This is a genomic window from Selenomonas sp. oral taxon 892 str. F0426, from assembly GCF_000468035.1.
Lineage (GTDB): Bacteria > Bacillota > Negativicutes > Selenomonadales > Selenomonadaceae > Centipeda.
On the sequence record NZ_KI260523.1, the window covers coordinates 227,028 to 240,460 of the forward strand.

General features: G+C 52.6%; 12 protein-coding genes. 1 reads left to right on the top strand and 11 read right to left on the bottom strand.

Translation table 11 applies throughout. The features are described 5' to 3' along the window. Positions 1-12 precede the first annotated feature (12 nt). From argJ to HMPREF1992_RS02035, 7 genes are all read right to left on the bottom strand, one after another. Positions 13-1,224: a bifunctional glutamate N-acetyltransferase/amino-acid acetyltransferase ArgJ gene (gene argJ, locus HMPREF1992_RS02005; RefSeq protein WP_021684144.1), complete on the bottom strand. Its 1,212-nt coding sequence runs from the start codon at positions 1,222-1,224 to the stop codon at positions 13-15. A gap of 18 nt (positions 1,225-1,242) precedes the next feature. Further along, a complete protein-coding gene (gene argC / locus HMPREF1992_RS02010; protein ID WP_021684145.1) occupies positions 1,243-2,277 on the bottom strand; it encodes an N-acetyl-gamma-glutamyl-phosphate reductase in 1,035 nt (344 codons plus the stop codon). Positions 2,278-2,413: 136 nt separating this feature from the next. After that, a complete protein-coding gene (gene thrB / locus HMPREF1992_RS02015; protein ID WP_021684146.1) occupies positions 2,414-3,361 on the bottom strand; it encodes a homoserine kinase in 948 nt (315 codons plus the stop codon). After that, positions 3,358-4,659, bottom strand: a complete 1,302-nt coding sequence (locus HMPREF1992_RS02020; protein WP_037358053.1) for a homoserine dehydrogenase — start codon at positions 4,657-4,659, stop codon at positions 3,358-3,360. The genes thrB and HMPREF1992_RS02020 overlap by 4 nt, the downstream gene beginning before the upstream one ends. A gap of 149 nt (positions 4,660-4,808) precedes the next feature. Then, positions 4,809-5,390: a glycerol-3-phosphate 1-O-acyltransferase PlsY gene (gene plsY / locus HMPREF1992_RS02025; protein WP_037358056.1), complete on the bottom strand. Its 582-nt coding sequence runs from the start codon at positions 5,388-5,390 to the stop codon at positions 4,809-4,811. Further along, positions 5,390-6,715: a ribosome biogenesis GTPase Der gene (der, locus tag HMPREF1992_RS02030; protein ID WP_037358059.1), complete on the bottom strand. Its 1,326-nt coding sequence runs from the start codon at positions 6,713-6,715 to the stop codon at positions 5,390-5,392. Before der ends, plsY begins: the two co-directional genes overlap by 1 nt. A gap of 24 nt (positions 6,716-6,739) precedes the next feature. Next, on the bottom strand, positions 6,740-8,134 hold the full coding sequence (locus tag HMPREF1992_RS02035) for a DUF512 domain-containing protein (RefSeq protein WP_021684150.1): 1,395 nt from the start codon (positions 8,132-8,134) through the stop codon (positions 6,740-6,742). Between the two features lie 241 nt (positions 8,135-8,375). Between HMPREF1992_RS02035 and HMPREF1992_RS02040 the strand changes: the two genes are divergently transcribed. Beyond that, positions 8,376-9,596, top strand: a complete 1,221-nt coding sequence (locus HMPREF1992_RS02040) for an HD-GYP domain-containing protein (RefSeq protein WP_037358159.1) — start codon at positions 8,376-8,378, stop codon at positions 9,594-9,596. A 94-nt stretch (positions 9,597-9,690) separates the two neighbouring features. Here HMPREF1992_RS02040 and HMPREF1992_RS02045 read toward each other — a convergent pair whose 3' ends face one another. The 4 genes from HMPREF1992_RS02045 to HMPREF1992_RS02060 are packed head-to-tail and all read right to left on the bottom strand — an operon-like array spanning position 9,691 to position 13,358. Further along, a complete protein-coding gene (locus HMPREF1992_RS02045) occupies positions 9,691-10,542 on the bottom strand; it encodes an energy-coupling factor transporter ATPase (RefSeq protein WP_037358063.1) in 852 nt (283 codons plus the stop codon). Further along, positions 10,527-11,378: an energy-coupling factor transporter ATPase gene (locus tag HMPREF1992_RS02050; RefSeq protein ID WP_021684153.1), complete on the bottom strand. Its 852-nt coding sequence runs from the start codon at positions 11,376-11,378 to the stop codon at positions 10,527-10,529. Before HMPREF1992_RS02050 ends, HMPREF1992_RS02045 begins: the two co-directional genes overlap by 16 nt. A 4-nt stretch (positions 11,379-11,382) precedes the next feature. Next, positions 11,383-12,684, bottom strand: a complete 1,302-nt coding sequence (locus tag HMPREF1992_RS02055) for a cell wall metabolism sensor histidine kinase WalK (RefSeq protein ID WP_037358066.1) — start codon at positions 12,682-12,684, stop codon at positions 11,383-11,385. Further along, on the bottom strand, positions 12,681-13,358 hold the full coding sequence (locus HMPREF1992_RS02060) for a response regulator transcription factor (RefSeq protein WP_037358165.1): 678 nt from the start codon (positions 13,356-13,358) through the stop codon (positions 12,681-12,683). Before HMPREF1992_RS02060 ends, HMPREF1992_RS02055 begins: the two co-directional genes overlap by 4 nt. Between the last annotated feature and the right edge of the window lie 75 nt (positions 13,359-13,433).

A 13,433-nucleotide genomic window follows, 5' to 3' on the forward strand; every position in this document is an offset into this window, starting at 1 on the left:
AAATCCCTCCTCTCAGGTGTGGTACTCGCCGTTGATCTTCACGTATGCATAGGAAAAATCGCATGTCCAGACCTTCGCCTCGAAATCCCCGTCTTTCAAATCGACCTCGACAACGATATCATGTGCCGTCATGACTGCACGCAAGGCATCCGCATCATAGGAAGCCCCCACACCGTCCGCATAAACGGGAATGCCGCCGAACTTCACCGTCGTGTGATTCGGATCCATCGGTACCCCCGCATACCCGACCGCACAGATGACACGTCCCCAGTTCGGATCTTCGCCGAAGAATGCCGTCTTGACGAGGGGGCTGTTCGCGACACTCATGCCGACCGTCTTTGCATCGGCAAACGATGCTGCACCCTTCACATGAACTGTGATGAACTTCGTTGCACCCTCACCATCTGCCGCAATCTTTTCCGAGATTCCCTGACAGAGCGCGAGCAGTGTCCCCTTGAACGTCTCGTAGTCCGCATTTTTCTCCGTGATCTTCGGATTCCCTGCAGCGCCGTTGGCGAGCACAATCGCCATATCATTTGTGCTCATATCGCCGTCGATCGAGATCATATTGAGGCTGTGCTCAATGACCTCCGACAGAGCCTCCTGCAGGAGCACGCCGTCGATATCCGCGTCCGTCGTGATAAAGCAGAGCACCGTCGCCATATCGGGGCGAATCATGCCGGATCCCTTGGCAATGATGCCGAAGCGGACTTCTTTACCGCCGATCATGACCGAGGTCGCCCCTGCCTTGGAGTAGGTATCCGTCGTGATGATCGCGTTGCCTGCGTCCGCGCTACCGTCCACAGAGAGCGCCTTCACAGCTGCATGAATCCCCTGCTCCACCTTATCCATCGGCAGGAGCTGACCGATGATGCCCGTCGAGCCGACAATGACATCTGCTGCCGCACAGCCGAGCGCATCTGCTGCAATCCTCTGCATAGCGGCGGCATCCTGTTCCCCCTGTGCGCCCGTGCAGGCATTTGCACAGCCTGCATTTGCGACAATGGCATGTGCCGTATGTGTCGCAACAACCGCCTGTGAGACGTGCACAGGCGCTGCCGCAACAGCGTTCTTCGTAAAGGTTCCTGCGACAGCGGCTTCCTTTTCCGTATAGATGACAGCAACATCGAGATTGCCGCTCTTCTTGATGCCCGCCTTAACCCCGGCTGCCTGAAATCCCTTTGGGAATGTAACCCCCGCTTTTGCACTTGCTTCGCTAAACATATATGATCCTCCATTCCTTTACGGATACATGGGCACGAGATCCAGTCCCGCACGTTCATCCAGACCAAATGCAATATTCATATTCTGAATCGCCTGTCCCGCAGCCCCTTTGACGAGATTGTCGATGGCTGAGAATACAATGACACGGTGCGTGCGCGGGTCGATGTGCCATGCGATATCACAGTAGTTTGTACCGCGCACGTACTTTGTTGCGGGATATGCCCCCCGTCCGAGCAGACGGATAAAGAATTCCTCCGCATACATTTCGCTGAACGCTGCGTCAATCTTCTCCGCCGCAACACCGTCCCGCAGCGTCGCATAACAGGTTGCCAAGATGCCGCGTGAAATTGGCGTAAGATGCGGCGTAAAGTTGATGGTGACGAGGATGCCGCCCATATCGGCAAGAGCCTGCTCGATTTCCGGCGTATGGCGATGCGATACGGCGCCGTATGCCGTAAAGCTGTCATAGAACTCCGGGTAATGCGTGCTCTCCTTAGGAGAACGTCCCGCCCCCGATACACCGGACACCGCATCGACAAGAATCGAATCGGGCTGCACCAAATGCCCCTTTACAAGCGGCGCAAGAGCCAGAATACTTGCTGTCGTATAGCATCCTGCATTCCCAATGATCCGTGCCGTCCGCACCTGATCGCGGTAGAGTTCGGCAAGCCCGTAGGCGCGCTCCGCATACGGATCGACATGCTCCACATGATACCATTCCTCGTAGACGGCGGTATCTGCAAAGCGATAGTCTGCACCGAGATCAATGATACGTACCGGCAGATCTGAGACCTCCTTTACAATCTTCATTGCATGGCCATGCGGCAGGGCAATGAAGATGACATCGCTGTCCTCTGCGATGCGGCGCACATCCCCCAAAGAGATTAGCTCACTGTCATAAATATTCTTCAAATGTGGATAAAGTTTCGATATGCGCTCGCCCGTATGCCGCTCCGATGTCATATATGCAATCTCGATATTCGGATGCCCATGCAGCAGACGAATAAGTTCTTCTCCTGCATATCCGGATGCCCCGACAATACTAGCCTTCATTTCATCCCCTCCGTTTCAGTTCCGAAAAGATTTTATAATTATACATCTAAAATGCATATTTTTTCAAGTCTTTTTTCAAAAAAATTTGCCGATTTTGCAGTCATTCATCGAATCACTGTAAAATCGGCAAAAGCTATCATTTTGTAATTGCTTCTCGACGACGCAGAACACGCGCCCCCTTTGTATCAAGGCGAAGATGAAGCGGGCGCGCCTCGACATCGTGCGCACGAAATGCCTCCTGCATGGCAGCTGCAACATCCTCGGTACATTTACGATGCTCTGGAACAAAGGCAATCAGACAAGGGCCTGCTCCGCTGAGAGCTGCGCCATAGGCACCGGCTTTCTTCGCTGCCGCAAAAACATCAAACATGCCAGGAATCAGCGGTGCTCGGTAGGTCTGGTGAAGCGCGTCCTCAAAGGCATTTTCCAGATGCTTCTCCGAGCCACGCGCAAGGGCTGCAACCATCATCGCTGCATGACTTATATTGAATACAGCATCGCTTCTCGGGACTTTGGCAGGCAATACCTGACGCGCGGATTTCGTCGAGAGATAGAAGTCCGGCACCATGACGACGAAGCGCAGAAAAATACGCGGAAGGAATGAAAAGCACTCCACATGACCACGCGTCACCGTATTTACCGTAAAACCACCGTAAATCGCAGGAGCCACGTTGTCAGGATGCCCTTCAATATCCGTCGCAAGCTGCAGAATATCATGACGGTCGAACGGGCAGTCAAGCAACGCGTTGGCTGCCGTCAGACCTGCCACAATGGCTGTCGCACTGCTCCCCAATCCACGAGAGAGAGGGATGCGGTTGCTCATGCGGATCTTTGCTCCCTGAAATTCATCCGCCCGTCCCGCACGTTCCAAGATGTATTGGATGGATTTCCACACAATATTCCGTGAATCACTCGGAATATAGAGCGCCCCCTCTCCGCGTGCGGAGATATGCAGCCCCTTTTCATGCATCAGCGTCAGTGTCATTTCGTTGTACAGCGTACAGGCAATCCCAAGCGCGTCAAAGCCAGGACCGAGATTCGCACTCGTCGCAGGAACTCGAACCCGAACAGAGTGCTCGCTCATAGCAAATCCTCCTGCCCATCTGCGACACGGATGAGACTGCGTACCTCACGCACCACGGGCAGCGCCTCCAATGCATCAACTGCAGCAGATGCCGCCGCATGAGTGACGACATGGGTCACCGCGACGATCTCGGCATCCCCTTCCTCCGTCCAGCGTGCCTGGATCACGGACTTGAGACTGACTCCAGCACGTCCGAACGTCGTTGCAATCTCGCCAAGAACGCCCGGCTCATCCGCAACAACGAGGCGCAGATAGTAGGATGACTGCGTCTTTTCTACAGGGCAGAGCTTCTTCTTTTCCCCGACTTTGTAGCTCATCCGACCTGTCGTGTCGGAGACAATATCACGCGCAATCTCGATGATGTCTGCGACCACCGCCGACGCCGTAGGCAGCGAACCCGCGCCGCGTCCGTAGAACATCGCGTCTCCAATAACATTTCCGCGCACAAAGATCGCATTAAACACGCCGTTCACTGAGGCGAGCGGGTGCGTCTTCGGCAGGAATACGGGATGCACACGAACATCGATCCCCTCCTCTGTATCGCGGCCAACCGCAAGGAGCTTGATGACGTATCCGAGGTTGAGTCCATACTCAATGTCATCCTCAGTAATATGCGAGATCCCCTCAACAGAAACGTCCTTGAACCCAATCACTGTATCGAATGCAAGTGAGGCCAGAATTGCGGCCTTGCGCGCCGCATCAAGCCCATCCACATCCGCTGAGGGATTCGCCTCTGCATATCCCTTCTCCTGGGCGCGGCGCAGAACGGCATCATAGCTGACATGTTTTTCTGTCATCTTTGTCAGCATATAGTTCGTTGTTCCGTTGACGACCCCCATGATCTCTGTAATCTTGTTGGCAGTCAGGCATTCTTTAAGCGGTTTGATGATAGGAATGCCGCCGCCGACACTCGCCTCATAGAGAAAGTCCACATTATTCTCATCTGCTGCAGCATAAAGTTCAGACAGGTGCTGTGCAATAACATCCTTATTCGCCGTGACAACGTGCTTGCCGGCCGCCATTGCCTGCAGCATATAATCCCGAGCTGGCGTGATGCCGCCCATAACCTCGACAACAACAGAGATTTCATCGTCTCTTAGAATTTCATCGAAGTTATCTGTCAGGACAATCCCATCTAATTCAGGACGATATTTTTTTGCATCACGTACAAGAATCGTCTTGATTTCAATGCGTGCACTGCTGCGTCCCGTGATTATCTCCGCATTCATTGCGAGTGTACGCACAACACCCGATCCAACTGTACCCGCTCCAAGGAGAGCAATTTTGATTGTATTCACCGAATTTCATCCCCCATATCAGTCTTGCCCGATCATTTCAAGCTATCATCAATCCCAACAATGGACTCCCCTAATGGTATAGAAAGCCTCAGCGAGCAGACAGTTAAAGTATACCATAGGTGAATATAATCACCAAATGAGAGCATAAATTAAATTTTATTCTCCGTACCATTCATCAGGCGCTTGATATTCTCGCGATGACGAACGATGACGAGAACAGTAGCTATCATGGTGAATATAATGTATTCCATTGGATAAGAGAAAAGTACGGCAAGGATAGGTGTTAGAAAGCCCGCAACGACCGACCCCAGAGAAACATAGCGCGTCACGCAGACAATCGCCAGCCACGTCAGAAAGACAATAGCAGTGACATCCCCCATTAGTACGGCCAAAACACCAAGGGAAGTTGCAACGCCCTTCCCACCGTGAAAGCGGAGAAAAATCGAAAAGCTATGACCGATGATCGCGAAGAGACCGCCCATCACGGCAGCGAGCGGGGTCCCAACAAAGAACAACCCAAGCATTACGCCGGCCTGTCCCTTGAGGCTGTCTGCAATAAAGACAAGAATGCCGGGAACTTTCCCAAGCGTACGCCACGCATTCGTTGCACCAATGTTGCGGCTCCCGTATTTGCGCAGATCCGTATGCCAAAAGACTTTCCCCAAAATCAGCCCGCTCGGGATGGAGCCGATCAGGTAGGCAGAAATAATGGCAAGGATATACTCCAGCATCATTCTTCCTCCTTGCGCGCACGCACAACAAGGCGAATAGGCGTCCCCTCGAAGCCAAAACTCTCGCGCAGGCGGTTCTCAATGAAGCGCAGATAGGAGAAGTGCATGAGTTCCGGATCATTTACGAAAATGATAAACGTCGGCGGTATGATTCCCACCTGCGTAACAAAGAGAATTTTTAGCTGCTTGCCCTTCTTCGTCGGCGGCGGGTTGACGGAGACTGCATCGCGAATCAGTTCGTTGAGTACACTCGTTTTGATGCGCATGGACTGCTGCTCCGCAACATATTTGACAAGATCCGTCACGCGTTCAACACGCTGCCCCGTAAGCGCCGATGTGTAGAGTACAGGGGCATACTGGAGGAAGCCCAACTTCTCGCGCAGATCATCCGTAAAGCGCAGCGTCGACTTATCGTTCTTATCCGGGAAAACATCCCATTTATTGACGACAATGATAACGCCCTTGCCCGACTCGTGGACATAGCCCGCAATCTTCGTATCCTGCTCGAGGATGCCCTCCTCTGCATTGATGACCATGAGGACGACGCCCGCACGGTCAATGGCACGCAGGGAACGCATCACACTATAGCGCTCCACCGGAAGTGTGATCTTTCCCTTGCGCCGCATACCTGCTGTATCAATGAGAAGGTACTTCGCTCCATCCCGCGTGAAATGTGTATCGATGGCATCCCGCGTCGTTCCCGGAACATCACTGACGATAACACGCTCCTCGCCAAGCAGACGATTCACGAGTGAGGATTTTCCGACATTTGGTCGTCCAACCACGGCGATCGCAATCTCATCTGACTCCGCCTCCTCACCCACGTTCTTCGGAAAAGCCTCCACGATTGCATCCAGCAGGTCACCGAGATTCATTGCATTCGACGCAGAAATGGGAATTGGATCACCAAGGCCAAGAGAATAGAAATCATAAATCAGTGCCTCGCGATCAAAGCTATCGATCTTATTGACCGCAAGAATGACTGGCTTCTGCGTGCGCCGCAGCAGCCGCCCAACCTCTTCATCGGAGGTAGTCAGCCCCGCACGCCCATCGACGAGAAAAAGGATGACATCCGCCTCCTCCATCGCCAGTTCTGCCTGACTGCGCATGGAGCGGAGGATGTGATCGCTCTCATCGAACTCGATCCCCCCCGTGTCAATGATTGTAAATTCGTGATTGAGCCACTCTGCATCCATATAGATGCGGTCTCGCGTCACGCCTGGCATATCATCGACAATCGAAACACGCTTCTTTCCGATCTGATTAAAAAGTGTCGATTTCCCAACATTCGGTCGTCCGACTACGGCCACAATAGGCTTGCTCACAACCTTCACTCCTCTCCTATATCCTCAGTGTGCGGCTGCCGGCTTTGTATAGCCCGCATTGCTCTGCCACGTATAGCCGCCGCTCACACGCTCACGGTGATAATTCGCCCAATCTGTAAGCGCCGCACGATAGTCCGTTCCCGTTGCAACCGGCTCAATACGCATGGAGGGAAAAACCTCCCGCATTTCGGCAAGAGAGATGTCATCCAAAAATACATCCTCCCCCTCACGCAGGGCAGAGGCCGGAATCAAAACGCCATCCACCGTGTGTTTGAGAGCTCGCAGAGCCGCAATCATATCATGTCCTGTCAAAAGTCCCGACACATTGACGGTCTCTCCAAAATGCACATTCTCAACCGGCAGAACATGGATGCGCTGTCCGCCCGGGTCCAGCTCCCGTGCCAACCGATCCAGCACAGGAGCGACGCCCGTGCCGCTGATGACCACGAGAGTGGCTTTATCTGTCCTTGCTTCATGGAATGTACTGGCACGACTCCACTCCTCAATAAAGTTGCGCGTAAGTCCAATGCCATTATCAAGCTGAGGAAATCCATCGTACATCTCGGCGGGTGGAACATCTCGCCCCGCCAGGATGTAAAACTCATCCCCTAAATAGATGAAGGTACGCCCTTCCTCCGCACGTATCTTCCGCTGCCATGATTCTACCTGATCGATCACACATGCAGCGCCCGTGCGGTCAAACTGAACGAGTGGGAACGGATCTGTACGATGCTTTGTGAGTCCAACAGGTACGATTGCAAGAGAGAGTGCATGTGGACGGCGTGCTGTAATATCTCGTATTGTCCGCTCAAGTTCCTCTCCATCATTCAGTCCATAACAAAGCACAACTTGCGTATGATAGTCGGCCCCTGCCTCTTCGAGCTTTGTGAGCTGGCCCAGGATATCGGCAGCTCCCTTATAGCGGAGCATTTCGGCGCGCAGCACTGGATTTGTACACTGCACCGAGACGTAGAGCGGCGATAGATGAAAGCGTTCAATGCGTAAGAAATCTGCCGCTCCCATATTCGTCAGTGTCACAAAATTTCCATAGAGAAAGGAGAGACGATAGTCATCATCCTTGATGGAGAGACTATGGCGCATATCCGGTGCAATCATATCGACAAAGCAAAAATAGCAATGATTCGCACAGGGACGAATCCCATCAAAAACTGCGCTCTCGAACTCCACACCGAGCTCCTCGTCATAGTCCTTGTCGAACGCGATCACTTCCTGATCTCCATTCGAGTGCTCGACGAGGAGTTCAATCTCCTCATCCGCCATTGCAAAACTGAAGTCAATGATGTCACGCAGGGGCATATCGTTCACCGAGAGAATCTTATCCCCCGGTACGAGTTCCAGTTCCTCGGCAATACTCCCCTCCAAAACACGCAAAATAACACCCGGATATCCTTTCGCCATACATCCTCCTTCCTACAGAGATACATCAGCAGCCATAAGCATAAGATAAGCGATTATAACACATTCCTACAATCCTTACAACGATAAGGAGAATACATAACATCTTAATATATCTTTACAAAACATTGGGTTTCATGTAAACTAAATAGGAAATCATGCTGTATAGTCTGCTCTTTTTGTGTTCTAAGCAGTTGTCACATATTAAAAGAACACGGCGATGGAATGGAATAAGGGGAAAACGATGCTACGACTTCCTGTCTCAAAGTTAAAGGATGGTATGGTACTTGGGCAGAGTCTGTTCAATACTGCGGGAGGCAGTTATCTTGTAAAGGGGCAACCGGTTACGATTGATTATATCCGTCGTATGCATCAGCTTGGAATTCAAGCAGTTACCGTGACCTCTATGGATCCAACATACAAGATCCCTCCGCCGCCCGATGTCATTGAGGAAAAAACACGTGTCAACGCCATCGGTGCCGTATATAATACATTTCAATCCATCGAGGAAAATGGCACACTCGATATACCAGCACTCCAAAAAGTAACCGATTCAATTGTCTTCAGTCTCTTCGATAACCATGAGAATCTTGTCCAACTCACAGACATTCGTACACACGATGCCTATACCTTTGCACACAGCGTGAATGTCGCCGTCCTCTCTGCCATGATGGGCATGCTTTGCCATCTGCCCAAAGAAGACCTCTCGCTCATTACGCTTGGCGGTCTCCTGCACGATCTTGGAAAAATCGAAGTGCACGCGGACATCCTGAATAAAAACAGGAGTCTGAGCAACAGTGAGTTCGACATCATGAAAAAGCATCCTGCTGACGGAGCCCGCCGTATTTTGAAAATGAGCGGCCTTCCAAAGTCGAGCATCCTCGCAGCGATTGCAGGGCAGCACCATGAGCACATTGATGGAACAGGCTATCCTCGCGGGATCAAGGGGGATGAAATGCATCGCTTCGCAAAGATTGCAGCGATTGCGGATGTCTATGATGCATTGACAAGTGAGCGCCCCTACAAAAAAGCATATATGCCGAACATCGCATACAACATCATGCACAACATCAACAAGGGCCAATTCGATCCAAAGTTATTGGAACTGTTCTTCAACAACGTCGCACTTTATCCGGAAGGCTCGGTACTCAAGACCACGTTTGGATTTGCCGTTGTAAAGGAAAGCAAGTTTGGGCGCACAACAACGCCTATCATTATACTCTTCGCCGATCCCAACGGGAAGCTGCTCGATCACCGCACAGAGATTGACCTCTCCGAAGAGCGTGACGGTGCCGCCTCCATTCAAGTCGTTCCAACCGGCAACGATCTTTACCATTTCATCCATGAGCTTGGCGTAGATCCCTCCTACTATTTAAAGGAGGCACGTGACAAAGACAAGGCAGCAGAAAAGGCCTCCTCTAAGAAGCCCATGCCTCGACGACGCACGCGAATGCGCTCATACTGAACCATACAAAAGGAAAACCGACAGCAAAGTGCCGCTTCAGCGTTCGATCACAAGATCGACCGTTGGAGCGGCACTTTGCATATTCACCTTTTTCCTATTTGCTGTCCAATATCCTTTTTGCCATTGCCTCCGCCGTCATACAGTCTCCCACAGAATAGCCGATGGATTCAAGTTTCTGACCGAGTTGGAGCAGATGCGGAGCAGCAAGCGACGCCCGCGCAAGGAGCTCATCGCACCGAAAGAGTGTACGAGGTGTTCCCTCACCGATCACACGTCCTCCCGCAAGAATAATCATGTGATCTGCCACACGTAAAATATCCTCCATGCTGTGTGATACGAGAACAATGCTGACATTCCGCTCACGATGCAGCATTGTGAGCATGGAGAGCAGTGACTCCCGTCCGCGTGGATCGAGTCCCGCTGCTGGCTCATCGAGCACAAGATAACGCGGTGCAAGTGCGAGGACGCCTGCGATCGCTACCCGCCTGCGCTCCCCTCCAGAGAGGGCAAACGGTGAGCGCGTACGGTAAGCCTCCGGCAGGTGCACAAGCTCCATCGCCTCTCGGACACGAACCTCGGTCTCGGATTCCGAGAGGCCCTGATTGCGCGGACCAAAAGCGATATCCTCATAGATGGTCTCTTCAAACAGCTGGTGTTCTGGGTATTGAAAAACCATACCTACACGGAAACGTGCCTTTCGTGCCTCCTCCTTCTCCCTTTTGGATCGTCCGTGAAGAGGTATGCCATCCACCAAGACGCGTCCCATCGTCGGCTCTAGGAGGCCGCCGATCAACTGCATGAGCGTAGACTTCCCCGCACCTGTCTCCCCCGCAATCGCGGTAAAGGATTTCTCTGCAATCGTCAGAGAAATATCATTGAGCGCAGTGTGCGAGAGCGGGGTATGCTCCATGTATGTGTAGGAAAGCGATTCTATCTGGATAGACACTGCAGCAGCTCCTCATCCGTTAATATATTTTGCGGGAGATCCCAACCGCCTCGACGCAGCCGCTCTGCCAAATCGGATGCAAGCGGTACATCGAGTCCGAGTGAGCGAACTTTTTCTGGCTGAGAGAAAATTTTATGCGGCGTTCCGTCCATAACAATGCGCCCCGCCTCCATCAAAATGATACGATCCGCCGCAATCGCCTCTTCCATGAAGTGGGTAATGTAGACTATCGTCATCCCATGCTCCTTGTGCAGCTTTTTTACGGCATGCAAAACTTCGTATCGACCGCGCGGATCGAGCATAGCCGTCGGCTCATCGAGGACAAGGCAATCTGTCTGCATCGCAATCGCCCCTGCGATGGCAATGCGCTGTTTTTGACCGCCCGAGAGAAGGTGCGGGGCGGCCTGTGCGTATTTCTCCATGCCCACAAGCGCGAGTGCCTCCTCCACGCGTGTACGGATCTCTGCTGGCGAAATGCCGAGGTTTTCCGGGCCAAAGGCGACATCATCTGCGACAACTGCAGCAATGAGCTGGTTATCCGGATTTTGGAACACCATGCTGACCTCTTGTCGGATATCCCAGCGGTGCTCTTCATCCTTGGTATCCCACCCACGCACGAGACAAGTCCCCTCCGTCGGGAGCAGGAGTGCATTCAGATGACGCGCAAGCGTCGACTTTCCGGATCCATTTGCCCCAAGTACTGCCACGAACTCCCCCGCACGAATGGAAAGGTTAATACCGCAGAGAGCCTCATGCTCCTCTTCTTCTCCGCTTTGATAGGTGTGCGTTACATCGTTGAGTACAAAAAATGCGTCAGATTGTGTCATTTCAATCATCTCACTACCCCTTCGCAAGCACCTTGAGGTGCACGCGGAATGTCGTCCCCTTGCCCATCTCACTCTCTACCGAGATCGTGCCGCCGTGCGCCTCGGCAATCTCACGCGCGATGGCCAGTCCAAGACCATTCCCCCCCATACGGCGCGAACGTGCCTTATCCACACGATAGAATCGATCAAAAATGCGCTCCTGATGATCCGGCGCAATCCCAATGCCGGTATCGGCAACGGAGATCTGCACTCCCCCCTTTTCCTCTTGAACACAGACAGATATATATCCTCGCTCTGGTGTATATTTGACCGCATTATCCACGAGAATCAGAATCAGCTGCCTGATTTTCTGTTCATCAGCGTTGATCTCCACACGTTTTGGAAGGACTTCATCGATCACAATATCCTTCTTCTCAGCAAATGGCCGCATGATACGAACGGTTTGCTGTGCGGCTGCAACGAGATCCATCCGCACGGGTTTGATCTGATTTGCTTTTCCATCTGTACGCGCCACTGTAAGGAGATCGCCGACGAGTTTAGTCATCTTCTTCACCTCATCGCGAACATCCTCAATGACCTGCTTCAAAAAAGGTGATGTGATAGAGGGATCACTTCGCAGGAGGTCCGCTGAGGCGAGAACAACGGCAAGCGGGGTACGAAGCTCATGCGATGCATCTGCCGCAAACTGACGCTGGCGCTCATAGGCCTCACGTACCGGTTTCATTGCGCCGCCAGAGAGCACATAGCCAACGCCAGCAGCGAAAATAAGTGCCAGACTGCCAAGGATGGCAAGCGCCCATGTCGCCTTTTCCATACCGTTATACATAGCAGTGACATCTTTGCCGACATAAACCGTCTGCATCGGCAGCGGCGGGCTAAAGACAGTCTGCGCCGTCATCATCACCTTCGTCGGCGTACCGCGCTCATTGGTCTTTGTAAAGACACGCACCTCTCCTTCAGGTGCATCCCATGCGGCTACAATGTCCAAGACAAACGATTCGATGCGAAGGGATGCGCGTGAAAAGCTGACGAGGCGCCCCTCTCCGTCGAAAACATAGTAGAAAAGCCGGTCGTTCGTGCTGCGGTAGAGCAGGGACTCATCGATCTCCGTATCTGCATGAAGCACATAGTATGCCTGGGACTCTGCAACGCTGTCCGCTGTGTCGAGCAGCTCACGTGCCTGCTCCGAAGTGATCGCCCACTCCATCGTCTTGTGCATGGCAAAGAGGAGGACAATGACCAGTCCTCCCATGACAAGCGCATAGCGGAGCATAAGACGCAGGCGACTGCGTCCGAATACATTCTGCTCATTCAATACGGGGTCTCCAACTTATATCCAATGCCGCGAATCGTCTTGATGGCATCGCCCTCCCCCGCTGCATCCAGCTTCTTGCGCAGCATCTTCATATAAGAGTCGATGTTGTTTGAACTGACATCCGCCTCAAGCCCCCAAATGCGATCAAGGATGATGTCACGCGGCACCACGATGCCGATGTTCTGTGCGAGGAGGTCAAAGAGCTGAAACTCACGCGGTGAGAGCTGAATCATCCTTCCATTCTTCTCAAGGATGTTCGCCGTACGATTCAGCTTGAATCCGCCGATCTCATCCACCTCGTGCTGAATGCGCTGATTTGCACGGCGTCCAAGCGCACGCAGGCGTGCGAGCAGCTCCGAGAACTCGAACGGCTTGACGAGATAGTCATCCGCCCCCGCATCGAGTCCCGTCACGCGATCCTCCACCGAGTCCCGCGCAGTAAGCATGAGAATTGCACGGTCATAGCCGCTGCGGCGCAGACGCGCACACGCATCGACTCCCGTTTCTCCTGGCATCATCCAGTCGAGAATCAGAATATCATACTCTGTATAAGTCGCATACTCATAGATGTCTTTTCCGTCCGTCACCCATTCTACCTCGATCTCATTCTGCTCGAGCATATATTGGATGAGCTTTCCAAGCCGCAGATCGTCTTCGGCAAGCAATACGCGCATCATATCATCTCCCCGTTTTTTCTTATACAAAATTATATGCAAATGGGGTGAAAGATAGCTGAAAAATCGGATCCA

What these genes read in the sequence shown, in the direction of transcription:
- argJ (WP_021684144.1), bottom strand. Translation starts at nt 1,224, where the DNA reads ATGTTTAGCGAAGCAAGTGCAAAAGCGGGGGTTACATTCCCAAAGGGA.
- HMPREF1992_RS02050 (WP_021684153.1), bottom strand. Translation starts at nt 11,378, where the DNA reads ATGATTGAAATGACACAATCTGACGCATTTTTTGTACTCAACGATGTA.
- plsY (WP_037358056.1), bottom strand. Translation starts at nt 5,390, where the DNA reads ATGCTGGAGTATATCCTTGCCATTATTTCTGCCTACCTGATCGGCTCC.
- thrB (WP_021684146.1), bottom strand. Translation starts at nt 3,361, where the DNA reads ATGAGCGAGCACTCTGTTCGGGTTCGAGTTCCTGCGACGAGTGCGAAT.
- HMPREF1992_RS02035 (WP_021684150.1), bottom strand. Translation starts at nt 8,134, where the DNA reads ATGGCGAAAGGATATCCGGGTGTTATTTTGCGTGTTTTGGAGGGGAGT.
- argC (WP_021684145.1), bottom strand. Translation starts at nt 2,277, where the DNA reads ATGAAGGCTAGTATTGTCGGGGCATCCGGATATGCAGGAGAAGAACTT.
- HMPREF1992_RS02040 (WP_037358159.1), top strand. Translation starts at nt 8,376, where the DNA reads ATGCTACGACTTCCTGTCTCAAAGTTAAAGGATGGTATGGTACTTGGG.
- HMPREF1992_RS02060 (WP_037358165.1), bottom strand. Translation starts at nt 13,358, where the DNA reads ATGCGCGTATTGCTTGCCGAAGACGATCTGCGGCTTGGAAAGCTCATC.